The sequence below is a fragment of the Streptomyces sp. NPDC102402 genome, from assembly GCF_044765765.1.
Taxonomy (GTDB): Bacteria; Actinomycetota; Actinomycetes; order Streptomycetales; family Streptomycetaceae; genus Streptomyces.
Genome location: NZ_JBIWKR010000004.1, coordinates 119,338 through 138,322, shown reverse-complemented (window position 1 = coordinate 138,322; position 18,985 = coordinate 119,338). Strand labels below are relative to the sequence as shown.

17 protein-coding genes are annotated in these 18,985 nt (G+C 69.9%); 11 read left to right on the top strand and 6 right to left on the bottom strand.

All coding sequences use genetic code 11. The annotated features are described in order from the left end of the window. Positions 1-13 precede the first annotated feature (13 nt). Complete coding sequence (locus ACIRJR_RS14390) at positions 14-922, top strand: NAD(P)-dependent oxidoreductase (RefSeq protein ID WP_403779064.1); 909 nt, start codon at positions 14-16, stop codon at positions 920-922. 195 nt (positions 923-1,117) lie between these two features. Then, the gene (locus tag ACIRJR_RS14385; protein WP_403779061.1) at positions 1,118-2,608 is read left to right on the top strand and encodes a hypothetical protein; all 1,491 of its coding nucleotides are present in this window, start codon (positions 1,118-1,120) and stop codon (positions 2,606-2,608) included. 48 nt (positions 2,609-2,656) lie between these two features. Here ACIRJR_RS14385 and ACIRJR_RS14380 read toward each other — a convergent pair whose 3' ends face one another. After that, positions 2,657-3,415, bottom strand: a complete 759-nt coding sequence (locus ACIRJR_RS14380; protein WP_403779058.1) for a DUF1838 family protein — start codon at positions 3,413-3,415, stop codon at positions 2,657-2,659. Positions 3,416-3,763: 348 nt separating this feature from the next. Here ACIRJR_RS14380 and ACIRJR_RS14375 point away from each other — a divergent pair, with 348 nt between their 5' ends. The 3 genes from ACIRJR_RS14375 to ACIRJR_RS14365 all read left to right on the top strand — a co-directional run bounded on the left by ACIRJR_RS14375 (position 3,764) and on the right by ACIRJR_RS14365 (position 6,145). Continuing rightward, positions 3,764-4,366: a GPP34 family phosphoprotein gene (locus ACIRJR_RS14375; RefSeq protein WP_403779055.1), complete on the top strand. Its 603-nt coding sequence runs from the start codon at positions 3,764-3,766 to the stop codon at positions 4,364-4,366. Positions 4,367-4,640: 274 nt separating this feature from the next. Next, on the top strand, positions 4,641-5,669 hold the full coding sequence (locus ACIRJR_RS14370; RefSeq protein ID WP_403779052.1) for an alcohol dehydrogenase catalytic domain-containing protein: 1,029 nt from the start codon (positions 4,641-4,643) through the stop codon (positions 5,667-5,669). 203 nt (positions 5,670-5,872) lie between these two features. After that, complete coding sequence (locus tag ACIRJR_RS14365) at positions 5,873-6,145, top strand: hypothetical protein (protein ID WP_403779049.1); 273 nt, start codon at positions 5,873-5,875, stop codon at positions 6,143-6,145. 168 nt (positions 6,146-6,313) lie between these two features. On the opposite strand, the gene ACIRJR_RS14360 is transcribed toward ACIRJR_RS14365, so the two are convergent. Next, complete coding sequence (locus tag ACIRJR_RS14360; RefSeq protein ID WP_403779046.1) at positions 6,314-6,709, bottom strand: DUF6355 family natural product biosynthesis protein; 396 nt, start codon at positions 6,707-6,709, stop codon at positions 6,314-6,316. A gap of 431 nt (positions 6,710-7,140) precedes the next feature. Here ACIRJR_RS14360 and ACIRJR_RS14355 point away from each other — a divergent pair, with 431 nt between their 5' ends. Beyond that, the gene (locus tag ACIRJR_RS14355) at positions 7,141-7,419 is read left to right on the top strand and encodes a hypothetical protein (RefSeq protein ID WP_403779043.1); all 279 of its coding nucleotides are present in this window, start codon (positions 7,141-7,143) and stop codon (positions 7,417-7,419) included. Beyond that, complete coding sequence (locus ACIRJR_RS14350) at positions 7,416-7,688, top strand: hypothetical protein (RefSeq protein WP_403779039.1); 273 nt, start codon at positions 7,416-7,418, stop codon at positions 7,686-7,688. Before ACIRJR_RS14355 ends, ACIRJR_RS14350 begins: the two co-directional genes overlap by 4 nt. 129 nt (positions 7,689-7,817) lie before the next feature. Here the strand turns inward: ACIRJR_RS14350 and ACIRJR_RS14345 are convergent, their stop codons facing one another. Both ACIRJR_RS14345 and ACIRJR_RS14340 read right to left on the bottom strand, forming a co-directional pair. After that, a complete protein-coding gene (locus tag ACIRJR_RS14345; protein ID WP_403779036.1) occupies positions 7,818-8,414 on the bottom strand; it encodes a hypothetical protein in 597 nt (198 codons plus the stop codon). A 218-nt stretch (positions 8,415-8,632) separates the two neighbouring features. Next, positions 8,633-10,093, bottom strand: a complete 1,461-nt coding sequence (locus tag ACIRJR_RS14340) for an amino acid permease (protein WP_403779033.1) — start codon at positions 10,091-10,093, stop codon at positions 8,633-8,635. Positions 10,094-10,498: 405 nt separating this feature from the next. Between ACIRJR_RS14340 and ACIRJR_RS14335 the strand changes: the two genes are divergently transcribed. After that, complete coding sequence (locus ACIRJR_RS14335) at positions 10,499-11,989, top strand: FG-GAP repeat protein (RefSeq protein ID WP_403779030.1); 1,491 nt, start codon at positions 10,499-10,501, stop codon at positions 11,987-11,989. Between the two features lie 367 nt (positions 11,990-12,356). On the opposite strand, the gene ACIRJR_RS14330 is transcribed toward ACIRJR_RS14335, so the two are convergent. Then, a complete protein-coding gene (locus tag ACIRJR_RS14330; protein WP_403779027.1) occupies positions 12,357-13,631 on the bottom strand; it encodes a hypothetical protein in 1,275 nt (424 codons plus the stop codon). Positions 13,632-13,721: 90 nt separating this feature from the next. Continuing rightward, positions 13,722-15,353, bottom strand: a complete 1,632-nt coding sequence (locus ACIRJR_RS14325; RefSeq protein ID WP_403779024.1) for an endo-1,3-beta-xylanase — start codon at positions 15,351-15,353, stop codon at positions 13,722-13,724. A 339-nt stretch (positions 15,354-15,692) separates the two neighbouring features. Here ACIRJR_RS14325 and ACIRJR_RS14320 point away from each other — a divergent pair, with 339 nt between their 5' ends. From ACIRJR_RS14320 to ACIRJR_RS14310, 3 genes are all read left to right on the top strand, one after another. Then, positions 15,693-16,973, top strand: coding sequence for an ABC transporter substrate-binding protein (locus ACIRJR_RS14320; RefSeq protein ID WP_403779021.1), 1,281 nt, complete (start codon positions 15,693-15,695; stop codon positions 16,971-16,973). Positions 16,974-17,065: 92 nt separating this feature from the next. After that, positions 17,066-18,019 carry a carbohydrate ABC transporter permease gene (locus tag ACIRJR_RS14315; protein WP_403779017.1) on the top strand — a complete coding sequence of 318 codons (954 nt, stop codon included), beginning with the start codon at positions 17,066-17,068 and terminating at the stop codon, positions 18,017-18,019. A gap of 21 nt (positions 18,020-18,040) precedes the next feature. After that, complete coding sequence (locus ACIRJR_RS14310; RefSeq protein WP_403779014.1) at positions 18,041-18,958, top strand: carbohydrate ABC transporter permease; 918 nt, start codon at positions 18,041-18,043, stop codon at positions 18,956-18,958. Positions 18,959-18,985 lie beyond the last annotated feature (27 nt).

The window sequence follows — 18,985 nt, the reverse complement described above, 5'->3', positions numbered from 1 at the left end:
CGACCATGGAGGGGTGAACGAACAACCGAACCTCACCATCAGGCAGAACAGTCCCGTCACCGTGATCGGCCTCGGCCCGATGGGTCAGGCGATGACACGCACCCTCCTCGCGGCCGGCCACCCGGTCACCGTCTGGAACCGCACCGCCGCCCGGGCCGACGGCGTCGTCACCGACGGAGCGACGCTCGCGGCGACGCCCCGCGAGGCGGTGGAGGCGAGTGACCTCGTGATCCTCAGCCTCACCGACTACCAGGCCATGTACGACGTCCTCGGCAGCGCAACCGCATCGCTCGCCGGGCGCACGGTGGTCAACCTGAGCTCCGACACTCCCGAACGCACACGCGAGGCGGCGGCCTGGGCGGAGAGCCACCACGCCGGCTTCCTCACCGGAGGTGTCATGACCCCCGCGCCGATGGTCGGCACGGAGGCCGCATACGTCTACTACAGCGGACGCCACAAGACGTCGGAGAGCCACCTGGCGGCGCTGGCGCTGCTCGGAACACCCAGGCACCTGGGGGAGGACCCGGGCCTGGCCCAGATGATGTACCAAGCCCAGCTCACGTTGTTCCTCACCACCCTGTCGGCGCTGATGCAGGCAACGGCGATGCTGGGCACCGCGGGCATCCCGGCCGGCGAAGCACTGCCGGAGCTGCTCTCCGCCGCCGACTCCGTCGGCGACATCATGAGGGCCGGCGAGGAGACCCCCGGCGTCGCCCTCGACGCCGGCGAGCATCCCGGCGACCTGAGCACCATCACCATGATGGGCGCGACAGCCGACCACATCGTCGAGACCAGCACGTCCCTCGGCCTCGATCTCGCACTTCCGCTGGCCGTGCAGTCCCACTACCGGCGCGCGATCAAGGACGGACACGGCAGCGACAACTGGACCCGGATCATCGACAGCATCCGCGGACCCCGCTGACCGGCCGCGGAACGCCGGGCGTTCGAGCACCGCTGTCGCTGTCCGCCACACCGGGACAGCGACAGCCCCGCGCCCCCGACGTCCGTCGAGCGCGCCCCGCGCCCCCGACGTCCGTCGAGCCACACGTCGAGGGCGCAGAGGCACGGACCGGCCGCCCGGCCGACGCGGTGTCATCACCGCTGACACGATGTCCCGATGACCTCACCCGTACTTCCCGAACCATGGATGCGCGGGGTCGCCGCCAACCCGGCTGCGCCTCCGGCGGTACTGCTCCGCCTGCTGGCCCCACGGGCACGCACCGCCTGGACCACGCTCTGCGAGCGCCGGGCTCTTCCTCCGGACATCGTCGAAGCGGTGGTCACACACCCCGATCGCACGGTCCGGCGCGGATTCGCCCGAAACCGCCATATGGCTCCTGAGCAACGCGGCCGGCTGGTGAACGACCCCGACTCCGGCGTGCGCGCGGCCCTGGCCTCCGGCCCTCGCCCCCGCACGGGCCGAGTCGTGGCGCTGCCCGACGACGTTCTGGAAACCCTTCTGACCGCGCGGGACGCCCACACGCACGGCCAGTCGTCCACCGCCGACGACATCCGGCAGGAACTTGTCGTCTCCGGTCAGATCCCTCCCGCGTTCCGCCGCAGGATGCTCGGACACCCGAACTCCGAACTGCGCGCGCAGGCGACGCAGCTGTGGCTGGAGCTCACCACGGAGCAGCGCGCTGCGCTCCTGGCCGACCCGGATCCCACGGTGCGCGAGGCGGCCCACAGGTGCAGCCGCACTCTGGACCCCGAGGCGATGGAGGCGGAGCTTCCGGAGCACGCCTGCCACCACCGCTGCCTCCTGCTCGTCAACTACGCGGTCTCCCGCACCGTGGCCGAACGGTGCCTGGCGGACCGGCGTGATCTCGACGCCCTGGCCCGCAACCCCCACATACCCCGGGACATCGTCACCCGCCTGGCGCGCGACCCCGATCCCGAGGTGCGCCGGCACATCGCGGCCAGAGCCGACCTGGATCCGGAGCTGCTGGCCGGCCTGGCCGGGGACCAGGACGGTGCCGTGGCGGCCCGGGCCCTTCAGCAGCCGCTCCCGCGCACCTGGTCGCAGCGCCGGGCCATCGACCGGGTGACCGGCCGTACGGCCGGAGGCGTCGGACCGGTGGAGGAGATGTTCACCGAGCCCGAGACACGCTGGTACGAGGAGTGCGCCCTCTCCCCTCATCCCCTGCTGCGCCGCGTCGCGGCGACCTCTCCCCGGCTGCCCGAGGAGCTGGTGCACCGCCTGGCCGGCGACTCCGACGCCGACGTGCGACACATCCTGGCCTGCAACCACCCGCTCGCGCCGCCCGCCGCCATCCTGGACGCGTTCATCGCCACGCCGGGCCAACGTCCTCACCTGCGGACCCTTTCCCGGCTGCCCCGCACCGGGCTGCACCACCTCCTCGGCCACGAGGACCCCGACGTCCGCGCCCTGGCCGCCGCTGACATCAGCCTTCCCCGGCCGCCCGTCCACCTCCTGTCCGACCCCGAGCCGGGCGTGCGCCGCGCTGCGGCTGCCAGTCCGCTCCTGCCCCAGGTCCTGGTCTCGTCACTCCTCGACGCCCCGGAGCACGCCGAAGGAGCTGCCTCCAACCCGAATCTGTCGGCCGATCAGCTTCACGGCCTGCTCGACCGCAGCGGACTGGGCTGACCCGCGGACCGGCGCACGACCGGCCCGCCGGCTGCGTGGAGACCGTTGCTACCGAACGGTCGTCGCGGGAGGGTTGAGCTTTCGGAAGTAGGTCCAGCTGGTCTCGTTCGGCTCGCTCCACCTCTCCGGAGCGCGGGCGAACTCCGGGTGCCGGCCGGCGATGTAGGCACGGGTGCGATCCGGCACCTCGGCGAACGAGCCGAGTTTGCGGCCCCTGCAGTGGAAGGCCAGTCCGCCGGGCCGCTGCCCTTGGGCCATCCACGGGAGCCAGGGGGACATGCGGGACCACGACATGGTGGCGGGGACACCGGCAGCCGGCCCGGCCAGGTCGGCGCGGTCGGCGAAGAACTGGAAGAGTTCCAGGGCCCTGTACGTGTCGCCGGCCGACTGGACGGGGTACTGAGCCACGGGCAGTGGCGAGGGGTAGGAGAGAGGGATCTCCAGGCTGAAGCAGACCTGACCCCCGAGTTCGGTCGTCGGGATCGGGAAGGGACGCCACTTCTGGTTCGCCGGGTCGTTCCAGACGTGCACCACCGGCAGGTCCTGCCAGCTCTCCAGGATGTCGCGGGTGGTGGGGTCCAGGTAGAAGGCGGCCTCACGGGTGAGGAGTTGGTAGGAGTCCGGACCGGCTTCGGCGTCCTGCACCAGACGGGCGACGTTGACCCCTTCGAAGCCGAAGACCCGCTGGTAGGGCTCGTCGGGGGCCCAGGAGAACACGTCTCCTGACCACCAGAACGTGACGTCGTCGCCGTCGAGCGAGGCGCGGGTGCGCGCGAAGGAACGGAGCAGCTCTGCGGATGTCGTCATACGGAGTACTCTGCGTGGTCGCCGGGGCGGCCGGACGGGAAACACCCCGGCCCGGCCCGAACTGCCCCGTCGTTCCGCATCCAAGGCCCCCGCGCGCACCGGCCTGCCGCACCAGCCGCCTCGGGCCGCGCCCGCAACACGCATACGGAGCCGGTCAGGTGGGGAGGCTCAGCCACGCGACAGGGAGGCGGCGTCCACGTGCTCGAGCGGACCACCCGTGCGCCTGCGCATATCGTGGTGGGGGTGGCCCGGGCTCCCCGGCGCCGCACTTCACGCCGCACGCCTGTGCCATGTCGGCCGCTCGATGTCCGATGACCCATGCCGTACCCGCCCCACCTGGAGTCGTACATGACCACAGCCCAGGACTTGTCGATCATTGCCGCCGCTCCGGACACCGACCCCGGCGTGGAGCCGGGCGATCTTTCGCTCGCGCTGGCGGGAGCGGAACTGATCGACCTCATCGACGCCGGGGCCGTCACCCTCGAAGGCGACCGGCTCGTGCCCGGCGCCGCGCCGCGAACCGAGGACTCCTCGCTGCTCGACGCCGCATCGGCCCTGACCATGCGCCCCCCTCACGAAACCGTGGAGGACTGGTTGTGGCGCCGGGGCCCCGAGCTGGCCGAGCGCTATCGAACCGCCCTCGAGACAGCGGGACTCGCAGCCCCGGCACGGTCTCACCGGCACCCCTTCCGCAGGGATCGCCCGGCGGAGACCGACACCGCCGCGCTTCACCGGGCGAACGACCGCTGGACGGCCGGTGAACCCGTCCTCGCGGCCCTCGCGGCTGCGGCTGGGATCGGGGAGGTTTCGGACGACACGCTCGCCGGTCTGGCGGACGACCAGGGCGCCGTGCTCACCGGCGTCCACCACGCCATCACGCAGCTCGCCGCCGAACGGCAACGCAGATCGATCGAGGGGGCGGCCTTCGACAACATCTGGCGCGGCTACTGACCCGTGCGGGGCGATGACCGGCGGGTCCGACGCCGGCGGGAGGACCGGGCCGCGTTCGCGGTCTCTGTGTTGCCGGGCCGAGCAGGCAGTGGTGGGATGGAATGGTCTCGCGTCGGCCCGCGGGGGAGGGACGCGGCGGACGGGGGGGGCGTCCCCGCGCCACTCCGGTCGGCGCCCGACGGCTGAGCCGGGTCCCGAGGCGGGCCCCACACGGCCACGCCGGCGGGGCTTTCCGCCACACCGGCGCCCCCCTCTCCAGATGCCGGAGACACCCATGGGCACCTATCGAGCCGCGCAGGTCGCTACCGCGAACGGACCCTTCGAGATCGTCGAGCGCCACGTGCCAGAACCAGGACCTGATCACGTACGTCTGTCGGTCGACGCCTGCGGGATCTGTCACAGCGACGACTCCTTCGTCAGCGGCGGCCTGCCCGGAGTGCGGTTTCCGCTGGTCCCGGGACATGAGGTCGCCGGACGCATCGAGGAACTGGGTGAGGGTGCCGAGACCGCTGGCTGGAAGGCGGGGGACCGCGTGACGGTGGGCTGGTTCGGGGGCAGTTGCCGGCACTGCACCGCATGCAGGCAGGGCGACTTCATCGTCTGCGAGAACCTCAAGGTCCCGGGCTGGGCGTACGACGGAGGTTTCGCCGAAACGATGCTCGCGCCTGTCGACGCGCTGGCACGGATCCCCGAGGCCTTTTCGGCTGCGGAGGCGGGCCCCATGGCCTGCGCGGGAGTCACGACCTACAACGGGCTGCGTCGCAGTTCCGCCACACCGGGTGACCGTGTGGCTGTCGTCGGCCTCGGCGGTCTGGGGCACCTCGGCGTGCAGTTCGCGGTGGCCATGGGCTTCGAGACCGTGGCCGTCGCGCGAGGGCCCGAGAAGGCCGGACCAGCCGAAGCGTTCGGGGCGCATCACTACATCGACAGCACGGGACCGGCCCCCGTCGCGGACGCGCTGCGGGCCCTCGGCGGTGTCACGGTGGTCCTGGCCACCGCCGGGGATGCGCAGGCCGTCGCGGCCACGGTCGACGGGCTGACTCACCGGGGCGAACTCGTGGTCATCGGAGTCTCGCCCGAAGCCCTGGGCATCAGCCCGCTCCAGCTGATCCTGCCGGGCAGGAGCGTACGCGGTCATCCGTCCGGAACGGCACAGGACGTGCAGGACACATTGGATTTCAGCGTCCTTCACGACATCCGCCCCACGGTGGAGACCGTGCCTCTGACCGGGGCCGACGAGGCCTACCGGAAGATGCTCTCCGGGGCAGCCCGCTTCCGTATGGTCCTGACCACCAACGGCTGACGACCTGCTCACGGCGTGCACGGGCGCCGACCAGCCTTCAGAGGTGTGTGACAGGCACCGGGCCTGCGCGGCCGCGCCGGACGTGGGCACATCGTGAGGCGCAGCCGGGTATGCGTCGTCGGGTGAGTATGGGGTACGCGAGGTCGGACACGCACCCGCCCTCGCACCGAGACGGGCGCACAAACGACGGGAGTGATGACGGCATGACTGACCGAAGGCCCTCAGGAATCGCCTACAGCGGGGCGGAGGCCAGCCCGCCGCCCATACCCGCCGACATGCCCGACCAGCAGGTCCAGGAGAGCGAGGACGCCCTCGACGTGATCCTCCCGCCGGGCGCCGAACGCTCCGAAGCGGAACCGGACGCCGAGCCCGACGCGAAGGAGCCGGACCCGGATGAAGCGGGTTCAGGCCGCAACGCCGCCCGCAACGCCGGTGTCCATCCGGAGCAGCCCACCCCGGACGAGTCGACGGGGTGACCCGTGGCCAGGGGCGGGACGGGAAGCGCGACGCCCCGCAACGGGCGATCGACCGCGCACCGGCACCGGCGCGGCGCTCCGCAGGCGCTTGGCCCCGCCATGTCTCCAGCAGTGCGTGAAGACTGGTCCGGTGCGAAGAGCGCGAGCCCGCCGTCCGCCCTCTCCAGCTCAGTGAGGTGTGTGGCCGGTGCGCTCGCCGCTCCGGCACCCGGCACCGCCGATGTAGTACGCGTTGAGGTAGTTCGGCCCGGCGCCAGGCAGCTGAGTGGGGCCGGGACTGACGCAGAGATGGAAGTCGTTCGAACTGCCGCCCCCTCTGACGTCCACATGGATCCGCACGGTCGTCTCTCCACAGTGGTTGTAGGCGGCGAACTGAGATTCTCGGACGCTGTACCGGAAGAAGCCGCACTGCGCGGCGGCGCTCGCGCGAGTCTGCTGCACCGCCGGACCAGGGGCGGATCCGGCGAAGGACGGACTCGCGGAAGTCACCATCGTCGTGGCGACGAGGGTGCCTGCCGCCGCCGCGAAAGCGACTCGACAGGCCTGGGTCAGGGAGAGCTTCACGGGCGTTCCTCACGACGAGCCAAGGCTGTGGACGACCAGCAGATGGCCTTGCCCGGCCCTGTGAAGAGGAAACCGCGCGCCACCCACCGGCATGACCAACCCTAACTCCATGCGTATGAACTGTTGCAGAAAGTCACCAGATCGAGTGATCGAGTGACGTGACGCCCTCGCCGGGCGCGTCCGCAACCGGTGTGGTCCGGCAGGAGGGTCGCCCTGAGGGGGAGTACGCATCGCAGCCCCACGATTCCTCAGCGGCCGACAGCCCTCCCCGGCTCCCGCCCCACCGGCCGGGCGTCTGGGACCCCGTAGGGACACCCGTCCGCGCCGACGTCCCTTCCCCAGGGGGCGTAAGTCTGATCGCGTGGGCATCGCGCGCTTCCCACTGCGCCACTTCATGTAGGAAACTCGGACTTCCGACCTCAAGGAGGACCGTGAGCGCTCAGCCCGAAAGTCCGCGGCAGCGCCGCGTTCCTGCCATTCCGCACACCATCAACGCCATCGCCGAGGCCCTGGGAAGCGCGGACAGCGCGCGGTTCAAGGCAGAGGTGCTCGCTGCGGAGGAGTCGGCGGTGCCGGGGGTGATGCGCCGTTGGTGGAAGACCGCCATGCTCGGCCTCGTCCCTGAAGCCGCCCGTAGCCGGGAGAACGCCGAGAGAGGTCGCTCCCTGCTGTCCGTGGATGAGCTCGACGCGCGGATCGATGCTGCGTGAGCTGGAGCGTCCGCACCGAAGAGGCCGTCGCGCAGACGGTTCTGGACATGCCTGTGGACCTTCGGAGGAAGACCGCGAACTTTCTGAGGGCGCTGGCGATCGAAGCCGGAGGCGCCCTTGAACTCGGACGGCGTCCACCGGGCGATCCGATGGACGGCACAGGAGTCCGGCATTCCCTCGAAGTGCCCGGCGAGCCGATCATCATCGAGTACATGATCATGAGAGAGGCCAAGGAGATTCGGATTCCGGTCCTGGTCTGGTTCCACTGACCCGTTCCACGGATCCGGGGCCGCCCGTCGCGTGCGTCGGTGACGTGAGCACTTCGCCCTGGTCGAGGCCGCGCGGTCCGTTCGGTGTCAGCAGGCCGGCCGAGCGTGCCCGGTCAACAGTCCCAGCGCTCACGCCTCAGGTGCGGGCCAGGTGGCCACAAGTGCCTGATGGTCGGGAAAGCGGGCACCGGGGACCATCTCCCGGGTGGTCACACCGTTGAGCCAGCACACCTGCTCAGGCCCGCCGTCGCCGGTGTCGAACAGGCAGCACACACCGCCCACGGCGGCGGTGAGGTCGGTGAACGTCTTCCTGATGTTGGGCGACCGCGCGAACAAGCGGCTCATCGCCGACGTCGCAGGCCAGCAATTCACCAGGGCGTAACCAGGGTGCAGGAACGACTCGAAGCGGATCGTTGCATAGACGTACCCGATCCTGACGCGCCCGTCCGCCTCGGCTTCAGGCCCGTACGTCTCCGCGTACTCGCGCAGTGGGTCGTCGAGGTCGAACATGAGGGACGTGTCGAGCTCGAGCACGCTGTTCGAGGAGCAGTCGACCGGATCGCTCCTGAAGCCGGACGTGAACGGGAGGACGAGCCGTTCACCGCCGGGCATGGTGAGCTCGAGCGGCGGCGTACGAGGGGGCGGCGCCAGCCCGGCCAGAGCGGTCAGCGCCCTGGCGACGTATCGGGGGCGCAGGTAGATGTCGTAGCTGTAGATCAGTCCCACTTCTTCCTCCCGCGCCGACTCGCACGTACCCTTTCACGCCCCACTCAGGTGACGCCCTCCGGTTTTCGGAGAGCCCCGCCGGTCCGGCGCCCCGCAGCTCGGGGATTCCCGTCGCAGGCACCGGCAGCGGGACGAAGGGGTGTGGCCCCCACCGACGGGTGGGGGCCACACCCCGGCTCGGGGCCGCCGACCGCCTCGGAGGGCGGGGCGAGACGGATTCAGCCGCCCTGCTCGGCCCGTGCCATCTCCTGCACGCGGCCCCGGACGAGGAACCATCCGCCGACCAGAGCGGCCGCGATCAGCGGCAGGCACATCACGGTCGTCCGGCCCACTCCGCCGCCCCACCACATCAGGAAGGCCACGCCGACGAGGAACAGCAGCGTGACGATCTGGGTGTACGGGGCCCACGGCAGACGGTAGGCGGGGCGTGTTACCCGGCCGCTCTGTGAGCGGTGCCAGAAGACCAGGGAGCAGAGCATGATCATGCCCCAGGTTCCGAGGATCCCGATCGACGCGAAGTTCAGCACGATCTCGAACGCCTGGCCGGGGACCAGGTAGTTCAGTCCGACACCGAGTACCCCGAATCCCGCGGTCAGCAGAATACCGCCGTAGGGCACCTGCCCCTTGTTCATCAGGCCGGTGAAGCGGGGTGCGGAACCTGACAGGGCCATGGAGCGCAGGATGCGTCCGGTGGAGTAGAGGCCGGAGTTCAGGCTGGACAGCGCGGCCGTCAGTACGACCAGGTTCATCACGCCTGCCGCGCCGGGAACGCCGAGCTTGTCCATGACGGTGACGAACGGGCTCTGGTCCCCGGAGTAGGAGGTGTACGGCAGCAGCAGCGCGAGCAGCACCACCGAGCCGACGTAGAACAGGCCCACACGCCACATGATGGAGTTGATCGCCCGAGGCATGATCTTCTCGGGGTTCTCCGTCTCGCCGGCCGCTACGCCGCACAGCTCGACGGACGCGTAGGCGAACACGACGCCCTGGATCACGAGCAGCATCGGCAGTGTGCCGACGGGAAATACGCCCGTGTCCGAGACGGTGGAAAGACCCGGGGTGTGGCCGTCCACCGGGTGCTGGGTGGCCACGAGGAAGATGCCGATCAGCATGAACGCGACCAGAGCCGCCACCTTGATGATCGCGAACCAGAACTCCATCTCGCCGAAGTACTTCACCGAGATGAGATTCGCCGTGAGCACCACGGCGAGGGCGGTCAAGGCGAGGATCCACTGCGGAACGTCGCTGAACATGCCCCAGAAGTGGGCGTAGGTCGCCGCCGCCGTGATGTCCGCGATCGCGGTGGTCGACCAGTTGAGGAAGTACAGCCAGCCCGCCGCGAATGCGCCCTTCTCGCCCATGAACTCACGGGCGTAGGAGACGAAGGCGCCGGACGACGGGCGGTAGAGGATCAGCTCACCCAGCGCCCGCACGACGAAGAACGCGAAGACACCGCAGACGGCATAGGCGATGGCGAGCGAGGGTCCGGCGTCGGCGAGACGCCCGCCCGCACCCAGGAAGAGGCCGGTGCCGATCGCGCCGCCGATGGCGATCATGTTGATGTGGCGGGACTTGAGGTCCTTGCTGTAGCCGGCATCGCCGGCGTCCACGTGGGGGGAACTCGCCGCCGGCGCGTCGGTCGCCGGCTGACCGGCTGCTGTGATGCTGCCGTCACTCATGGAGGGGGGTCGCCTTTGTGAGGGGAAAATGGTCGGTCCCGACCGGGCCCGTGGGGGAGGGGCCCAGCCATGGCTCGAAGGCGCATGATCAGGAACCCTGCGATTCTGGCAGTGCGCCATGCCTGACGAAAACAAATCTGAGGTATTCCAGAGGTTTCGGCGCAGTAAAGTAGGTGCCCCTCGGTTGGGGATGAGCCGAGTGAGCAGAGGCCGGACAGTGGCAGCCCTTGGCGGCAGCAGGGCACCTCGGCGGGGCGGCGCCGGTCTCGCCTCCGCCGTCACCGGTCTCGCCTCCGCCGTCACCTGTCACCGATCTGCCACAGGCAGCCGGCAGGCCGCAACCTCCGCGGGGCGTCGCGTATCCAACCACTGCACCCGTACCCGACCCGCCCCAGGGAGCAGATCGTGACCACCAGACGTTCCGCCGTCCTCTCCGCCGCATCGTTCCTCCTGCTGAGCGGCGCCGGCATCACTGCCGCCCCCGGCGCCTTCGCCGGTACACCCGGCGGAACCTATGCCGCCGACCGCAACTGCGACTTCGACGGTGACGGCTACGACGACGTACTCACCGGAGCGCCGGGCGGCACCGACGGTGGGAAGAGGGGAGCGGGCTACGCCACCGTGCAGTACGGCTCCGCGAGCGGCACCGGCACCGCGACGAGCGTTCCCCGGGTCCCGACGGCGGTGTTCGGCCAGTCGACCCCAGGCGTTCCGGGCTCCGCCGAACCCGGTGACGGCTTCGGCACGGCCGTGGCCACGGGCGACCTCGACGCCGACGGATTCGACGACGCGGTCATCTCCTCGCCGGGGGAGGACGAGGGCCCGGTGAGCGACGCCGGCCGGGCCGTCGTCCTCTACGGGTCGAAGGACGGCCTGACCTCGGCCCGCAGTGTCACTCTGCGGGCCGCCGCAGCCGAGGCGAACGCCCGGTTCGGCCTCGCCGCGGGTGCCGCCCGCCTCAGTGGGGCAACTCCCGGCGACCAGCTCGCCGTGGCGGACCGTTCCGGTGTCGCCCTGTACACGTACAGCGCGGGCTCCCTGCGGCGGACGGACCGGTTCGACACCCGCGGTGGCCCCGGGCGCGCGTCGCTGCGGCCTGCCTCGCTGACGACAGGGAACTACGACGGTGACGGCTACGCCGATCTGGTCGTGTCCGGCCGCAGCCTGGAGGAGGACGGCAGGGGCTGGTCAGCCGTGTACATGGGCGGCGCCGACGGACCCGCATACGCCCGTGATCTCGCCGGGGGCACCGCCAACGCCTCGGGCGACATCAACGGCGACGGATACGACGACCTGGTCTTCGGCCGCCCTGACAGGCCGCAGGACGTGAACGAACCGCTGACAGGCGGCATCGTCGGTGTCTTCCTGGGCACGGCCGAGGGGATGGCGGACGTGGACGACCTGGGCACACCGGCACAGGTATGGAGCCAGGACACCGCCGGCGTCCCGGGCACGGCCGAGCTCGGTGACGGATTCGGCGCGGACGTCTCGCTCGGCGACGTCGACGGGGACGGACGCGCCGACCTCGCCGTGGGCGTGCCGGGCGAGGACATCGGCGCGGTGGCGGACGCCGGCGGAGTGCGGGTGCTGCCCGGATCGCACACGGGGCTGACCGCAACCGGTGCGAAGTCCTTCGACCAGGACTCGCCGGGCGTGCCGGGGTCCGCCGAGAAGGGGGACCGCTGGGGCGGACAGGTCCGCCTCGCCGACACGGACGCTGACGGCCGCTCCGAGCTCCTGGCCGCCGCACCGGGCGAGAACACGTCCGACGGGGTGGTCTGGTGGCTCGCCGCGTCGACGGCCGGGACAGTCAGCACGGGCTCGTGGTCCTACGGCGGAGGGTCGCTCGGCGCCTCGGGCACCGACGCGCTCTTCGGTGCGTCGATCGATGAGTGAACCGGAGCGGCCGGCCCATTGACGACGGTGTTCGCGTCGTGCGCTCCGTCGCCCGGTGGCAGGGGAACGAGCAGTGACAGTTGAGCGTGCATTCGCTCCTGGGCACGGAGGAGCGAGTGCCCCGGGGCCCTCGACCGGTCAGGGGCTCCCGCTGCCCGGATCCTCACGGGCCGCCCGCCGCGCGGTGGCCGCCCGTGGGCCCGCGCGATCGGGGCGGCCCAGGACGGCCGATCCGGGTGGTGGACCCCGGCGCCGAGTGCCGGGGTGCACCTGCGGCACCCGGACCCGACGGACCCGCGGCCATCCGGCCGCGGGTCCGTCGGGCGTCGCGGTGCGCCGCGCCCGGCTACCGGGCGGACGGCAGGACTCAGCGGCAGCGCGCGGTGAAGCCGTTCGCCGTGAGGCCCTGGCAGAAGGACGCTCTGGCCGCCGTGTAACGGGAGAGCCGTCCGTCGACGAACCAGGTGGTGTCCGGAGCGAAGTCGAAACTCCCGTCGTCGATCCCGTCCCAGCCGTATCGGAAGTCCAGGTTGATGTAGACGACGGAGCGGATCACGCCCCTGAGGTCGTGCTCACCCGGGAGGTTGGGAATCGGGCCCCGGTAGTTCATGAGCGAGAACAGACGCTTCACCCACAGGTCGCCACGCTGCTGTTCGAGGCCGTCGGTGGTGCCTCCGTCGGCGGTGAAGTTCATCATGCCCGCTTCCGAGAGCACGACGGGCTTGCCGTGGTCCTTGGCGAACTTCACGAGCTTGAGCACGTTGGCATCGTGGTCGAAGTTGCGCCAGACCGCCGCCGGATTGCCGTGCTGGTCGGTCCCGATGTAGGCGTTACGGCACTGGCTCGCCCCGACGTCGTAGTTCTGCGGCGGTGTGCCGTTGTAGAGATAGCCCCGGTCGTGGATCGGAAGGCACAGTTCGTGCGCGAAGACGGAGACCCCCATCCAGTCGACCGCCGCGTCACCCGGGTACATGGCCTCGAACTCGCCCCGCACGGGGTGGAAGACGTAGTCGAGGTTGTGCGCGGTGGAGCGGCCGTCGAGGTAGGACGCGAGACGGTTGAACGCGCCCTTGTACGAGGAGCAGCTCGCGTCGGTGCAGTGGTAGAAGCTGCTGACCTCGTAGTCGAGGCGCAGCTTGAACCGGGCCGAGGGATGGCTGTTGGTGAACGCCAGGAGCCGGTCCAGGGAGGCGGTGTGGCCGCCCGCGGCGATCTCGGCGGTGACCGCCCGTGAACGGGCGGCCTTCGCGTTCTCGTCCCCGCCGTTGAAGCCGGGCGGATTGTCCTTCCAGCTGATGCCGATCTGGACGGTCTTCCCCTGGTCCGCCAGCAGGGTAGCGAAGTCGCGGTGGGCGCTGTTGACCCAGTCACCGCTGCGGAGTTCGTAGTAGACGGACCCGCCGTCGGCGTTCTGCCCGAAGCTGTTGAAGTCGTCCCACGCTCCGCGGGTCGACTGGCCGAGCAGCAGCTCCGGGGCCGAGGCCGCGGCGGCCTTCGAGGAAGGCGCCGCAGGCGCCGAGGGGGAGGCCGGCGTGCCGGTGGCGGCCCCGGCGCTCGCGGCGCCCGGCCAGATCAGCAGTCCGGCGAGGGCAGCGGTGGCGGCGGACCGCAGTGCGGTCCTGAGTGGTCGTCCGATCAGCATGTGTGTACCGCTCTCTTCGTGGTGTGGGGGTGTGCCGGGGAGCGGGTGCCGAACGTGGGGAGGCGTGCGGCACCCGGGCGGGCCGACGGCTCAGGGGGCCGTCCAGCGGTAGGTGGGTGTGGTCACCTGGCTGGTCTGGCTGGTGGGCTGGTAGTTGAAGGAGTACGCGAGCGACTTGCCCGACGGGACGGTGACCGGCAGTTCCCAGCGGTTGTCGGCCGAGTCGAACTTCAGGAAGTAGTTCTGCGGGGACCCTTGGTCGATGCGGTACTGCACGGTGACGAAGGTCGCCTTGAACCCCTTCGGTGCGAACCAGACGGTCCCACCGGCCGTCACCCCCTGCGTGTAGGTGCCGTTCCCAGGGTCACTGGGGGTGGGCGTGGGGGTCGGAGTGGGAGTGGGCGTCGGAGTGGAAGTGGGAGTCGGCGTGGGGGTCGGTGCAGGGCCCGAGGCGCCGTTGGTCCAGATCGGCTTCTTGATCTCGTTCAGGAAGGCGGTCAGCACGGTGGGGTCCGCCTGGACCCGGGAGTCGCCCCAGTTACCGTTCGCGCAGCCGGGTCCCCCCGCCTGGGCGCCTGCGGCACACTGCCACTGCGTCTGGGAGTCCCAGTTGGTGTTGATGTACGCGGCCGAGCGGATGACGTCCTTGTTGCGGTTGATCCAGTCGAAGTAACCGGCGTGCCAGCCGTCCCAGATCGCCTGGCCGCTGGAGGGCGCCGGGCTGTTGCGGAAGATGCAGCTCGACGTCTTGGCCCCGGTTCGGGAGCCCTGGGGTGCCGCTTCGGAGACCATGGCCGGTTTGCCGTGGCTGCGGGCGAAGTCCAGGACCCGGTTCTGCAGGCCCACCGGGTCGATGTCGTGCGAGCCGCAGCCCCACTGGGTCTGGACCGAACGAGAGTTGTAGAAGGAGGACAGGCCCACCCAGTCGACGTACTCATCGCCCGGATACCAGGCATCGAGGTGGCCGGGGTCGGTGACGATGTAGTTCCACTCGGGGTGGTCGGTGTTGGCGTTCACCGGCCAGGCGGCGCTCTGCCAGACGGTGGCGACACGGCTTGCCCCGAGAGCGTTGATCCGGCCCTTGATGTAGCGGAACGCCTCCTTGTAGAACTCGGAGCTGTAGCAGTTCCACGGGCCGTCGAACTCGTACCCGATGCGGAGCAGGATGTCGCGGTCGTAACTCTTGAACCGCGTGATCATCTCGTCGACCTTGGCGCGGTACTGCGTGATCAGATTGGGGCTGCCCGCGGTCACGTCCGCGTCGTCGCGGCCGATGACGGCACGCAGGGGCTGGTTGTCGCAGCCCGAGGTGGCGTCCGAGAGGTACAGCCCGACGGCGACGGCCGCGCCGGGGTACTCCCGCATCGTCCGGGCGAAGTCGACCGTACCGGCTCCCCAGTTCGCGGGGCTGTTCATGCCGGCCAGCGGTTCGGGCGTGCCGCCCAGGACCAGGTTGGTGTACAGCGTCACGCCGCCCGGTGCCGGGGCACCGAGAGAGGCCTTGTCCAGCACGTCGGTGCGGTAGTCGGAGAGCGTGTCGCTGTCCTGGCCCATGACGAGCATGACCTTGCCGTCGGCGGGGACACCACGGCCGGTGACGGATGCGGACGCCGTGCCCGCCTCGGCCGAAGCGGTCAGCCCCGCGAGCGCTATCAGGGCGGTGGCCGCGGCGACGGCGGCTCCCACTGTTCTTCGGACATGGCGATGTCCCGTATACCTCATGGGTGTCTCCGGTCTGTACGAGGTGGGGGCCCACCGGCGGTCGCCGCAGGGCGTTCGCATGGTGGAGGTGTACACAGGGCCCGGTCAACACTGCGCGAAAGTTTCGTAGGTCCCCCCAGCTCAGCGAGTTGTTGTTGCGAAACTTGTAACGCACGCCAAGACGCCTCTCGTTGGTTCGCGCAGGTCACAGAAGTTTTGTCCCCGTCTGCCGTGGTGATCAACGACTTCCCGGTAATCTGCTCGCAATCTCACGATAGTTTTCGCGAAACTCTTGACATGGGTTTCGGGTGGACCCCACCGTGGTCGCACTCATCCAGCTCGCCTGTCCGGAGGACCACCATGGGCCGTACGCGTGCCCGCAGAACCGTCTTCGCGCTCGCCGCCGCCACCGCTCTCGTCTCCCTCCCCGCCTGCGGCGCGGGCTCCGACGAAGCCGACGGGAAGATCACCCTCACGGTCGCGACCTTCAGCGACTTCGGCTACAAGCCGCTCATCAAGGAGTACGAGCGCACCCACCCCGACGTCGTCGTCAAGGAGCGCATCTCCCAGTTCGACCAGCACCACAACCAGCTGTCGACCCAGATCTCCTCCGGCAGCGGAGCGGCCGACGTGGTCGCCATCGAGGAGGGCTACCTCCCCAAGTTCCGCTCGGTGAAGGACAAGTTCACCAACCTCGCCGACCACGGTGCGATGGATCGCAAGGACGAGTACCTGGGCTGGAAGTGGGAGCAGGGGACCCTCGGAAGCCCGGACTTCGTGATGGGGTACGGCACCGACGTGGGCAGCCTCGCCATCTGCTACCGCAAGGACCTGTTCGCCCAGGCCGGCCTGCCGACCGACCGGGCCGAGGTCGCGAAGCTGTGGCCCACCTGGGACGACTACTTCGCCACCGGCAAGCGATTCCAGTCGAAGGTGAAGGACAAGGCCTGGTTCGACAGTTCGGGCAACATCTTCACCGCGATGATGAACCAGACGGAATTCGGCTTCTTCGACGCGCAGGACGCCTACATCGGGGACAGCAACCCGAAGGTCCGGGACTTCTTCACCGCCACGGCGAAGGCCACCGCCGACAAGCAGTCGGCCAACCTCCAGCCCTTCAGCCAGCAGTGGAACGCGGGCATCAAGCTCGGCCGCATGGCGACCATGACCTGTCCCGCATGGATGACCGGCCAGATCAAGACCGCCGCCGGTGAGGCGAACGCCGGCAAGTGGGACATCGCGGCGGTGCCGGGCGGCGGCGGCAACTGGGGAGGATCCTTCCTCACCGTGCCCAAGCAGAGCAAGCACGTGAAGGAGGCCGCCGAACTGGCCGACTTCCTGACCTCGGCCGAGTCCCAGAAGAAGATCTTCACCGGCCCGGTGGGCGCGCTCCCCTCGCTCGTCCCCGTGCTCGACGACGCCGAGGTCAAGGGCGCCTCACAGGAGTACTTCAACGGAGCTCCGACCGGTGAACTCTTCGCCGCCTCGGCCCGGAGCCTGAAGCCCAACTACCGGGGGACGAAGGACCAGCAGGCCCGGATCCCGTTCGGCAACGCGCTGCAGCTCGTCGAGCAGGGCAAGGCGAGCCCGGAACAGGCCTGGGACAAGGCCCTGGAGGAAGCGGCGAAGAACCTGCGCTGACCCACGGCCCACCGCACTCCCCGCGGGGCCCGGCCGGACCCTTCCGCCGGCCGGGCCCCGACCCCACCCTCTCGACCTATCGGAGAACCGGCATGGCGCTCCAGGCCACCCGCACGAACTCAGGCACCACCGCGACACCGGCCCGCACGCCCCGGCTGCGCGTGGAGCGGCACCTGCTGCCCTACCTCTTCATCGCTCCCTTCTTCGTCGTCTTCGGAGTCTTCGGGCTCTACCCGCTCCTCCAGACCTTCTGGGTGTCCCTCCACGACTGGGACCGCCTCGCCGGACCGGGGGAGTGGGTCGGGTTCGACAACTTCAGCCGGCTGCTGTCCGACTCCGACTTCTACACCGCCACGTACAACACGCTCAGCATCTTCGTGCTCTCCACCGTGCCGCAGCTGGTCGCCGCCCTGGGCCTGGCCTGGCTGCTCGACCGCCACCTGCGCGCGACGAGCGTGTGGCGGGCACTCGTGCTGGTGCCGCAGTACGTGTCCGTCGTGGCCGTGGCCCTGGTCTTCTCCCAGCTCTTCGGGCGGGACTTCGGCATCGTCAACTGGGCACTGGAGGGCCTGGGCCTGATCAACGACCCCGTCGACTGGACCGCGGACACCTGGAGTTCGCATCTCGCGATCAGCTTCATGGTCATGTGGCGCTGGACCGGCTACAACGCCCTGATCTTCCTGGCCGCCATGCAGGCGGTCCCCAGGGACCTCTACGAATCGGCCCAGATCGACGGTGCCGGACGCTTCCTGACGTTCCGCAAGGTGACGCTGCCCTCCATTCGGCCCACCCTCGTCTTCACCGTCGTGATCTCCACCATCGGCGGCCTCCAGCTCTTCGCCGAGCCCTTCCTCTTCGACCAGCAGGGCAACGCGGAAGGCGGCGCCGAGCACCAGTTCCAGACGCTGACGCTGATGCTCTACAAGTACGGGTTCATCAACAACGACGCCGGCTACGCCTCGGCAGTCTCGTGGGTGCTCTTCCTCGTCATCGCGGTCCTCGCCGCGGTCAACTTCCTGCTCGCACGCCGCTCCGACCGCGGCTGACCGGGCAACCAGGAGAATCTCATGGCCGTCACCACACCCTCCCGGCCCCCCGCCGCGCACCCGGGCGCGCGGCCGTCCCGCCGCGGGGGCCGCACCGTCCCGAGCCGCGGCCCGGGACGCCTGGACAAGGCGGGACCACTCGCCTACGCCATCCTCGCGGCGATCACCGCCGGGTCCGTCTTCCCCCTCTACTGGAGCTTCGTCGTCGCCTCCCACGACGACAACTCCGTACTCGCCGGCACGACCCCGCCCCTCGTCCCAGGCGGCCACCTGATCGAGAACATCCAGCGTGTCTTCGAACTGTCAGCCTTCTGGCAGGCACTCGGAAACTCCCTGATCGTCGCCGGCACGACCGCGGTGAGCAACGTACTGCTCGCCTCCCTAGCCGGCTTCGCCTTCGCCAAGCTCCGCTTCCCGGGACGCAACGCACTGCTCGTCTGCGTGGTCGTCACCGTCATGGTGCCGACCCAGCTCGGCATCATCCCGCTCTACATGCTCGTCACCGACATGGGCCTGTACGGCAAGCTCTCCGCCCTGATCGTTCCCGCCCTGGTCTCCGCGGTCGGCGTGTTCTGGATGCGCCAGGCCGTGGAGGAGAACATCCCCGACGAACTCATCGAGGCCGCCCGCATGGACGGTGCGGGACTGCTGCGCACCTACTGGCACGTCGTGGTGCCAGGAGTGCGCACCACGGCCACCGTCCTCGGCATGTTCACCTTCATGTTCGCCTGGAACGACTACTTCTGGCCGCTGATCGCACTGCCCCCCGAGAACGGCACCGTGCAGATCGCCCTCAACCAACTGGCCGCCGGCTACTACACCGATTACACGCTCATGCTCGCCGGCGTCGTTGTCTCCGTGCTGCCCGTACTCGTCGTCTTCACCGTCCTCGCGCGCCGGATCGTCTCCGGTGTCATGGCCGGCGCCGTCAAGGGCTGAGCGAGCCTTCTACTCCCTGGAGAAACC

Excerpts from the sequence above, each read along its gene's own strand:
- ACIRJR_RS14385 (WP_403779061.1), top strand. The coding sequence starts at position 1,118 with ATGACCTCACCCGTACTTCCCGAACCATGGATGCGCGGGGTCGCCGCC.
- ACIRJR_RS14380 (WP_403779058.1), bottom strand. The coding sequence starts at position 3,415 with ATGACGACATCCGCAGAGCTGCTCCGTTCCTTCGCGCGCACCCGCGCC.
- ACIRJR_RS14375 (WP_403779055.1), top strand. The coding sequence starts at position 3,764 with ATGACCACAGCCCAGGACTTGTCGATCATTGCCGCCGCTCCGGACACC.
- ACIRJR_RS14370 (WP_403779052.1), top strand. The coding sequence starts at position 4,641 with ATGGGCACCTATCGAGCCGCGCAGGTCGCTACCGCGAACGGACCCTTC.
- ACIRJR_RS14365 (WP_403779049.1), top strand. The coding sequence starts at position 5,873 with ATGACTGACCGAAGGCCCTCAGGAATCGCCTACAGCGGGGCGGAGGCC.
- ACIRJR_RS14340 (WP_403779033.1), bottom strand. The coding sequence starts at position 10,093 with ATGAGTGACGGCAGCATCACAGCAGCCGGTCAGCCGGCGACCGACGCG.
- ACIRJR_RS14330 (WP_403779027.1), bottom strand. The coding sequence starts at position 13,631 with ATGCTGATCGGACGACCACTCAGGACCGCACTGCGGTCCGCCGCCACC.
- ACIRJR_RS14325 (WP_403779024.1), bottom strand. The coding sequence starts at position 15,353 with ATGAGGTATACGGGACATCGCCATGTCCGAAGAACAGTGGGAGCCGCC.
- ACIRJR_RS14320 (WP_403779021.1), top strand. The coding sequence starts at position 15,693 with ATGGGCCGTACGCGTGCCCGCAGAACCGTCTTCGCGCTCGCCGCCGCC.
- ACIRJR_RS14315 (WP_403779017.1), top strand. The coding sequence starts at position 17,066 with ATGGCGCTCCAGGCCACCCGCACGAACTCAGGCACCACCGCGACACCG.
- ACIRJR_RS14310 (WP_403779014.1), top strand. The coding sequence starts at position 18,041 with ATGGCCGTCACCACACCCTCCCGGCCCCCCGCCGCGCACCCGGGCGCG.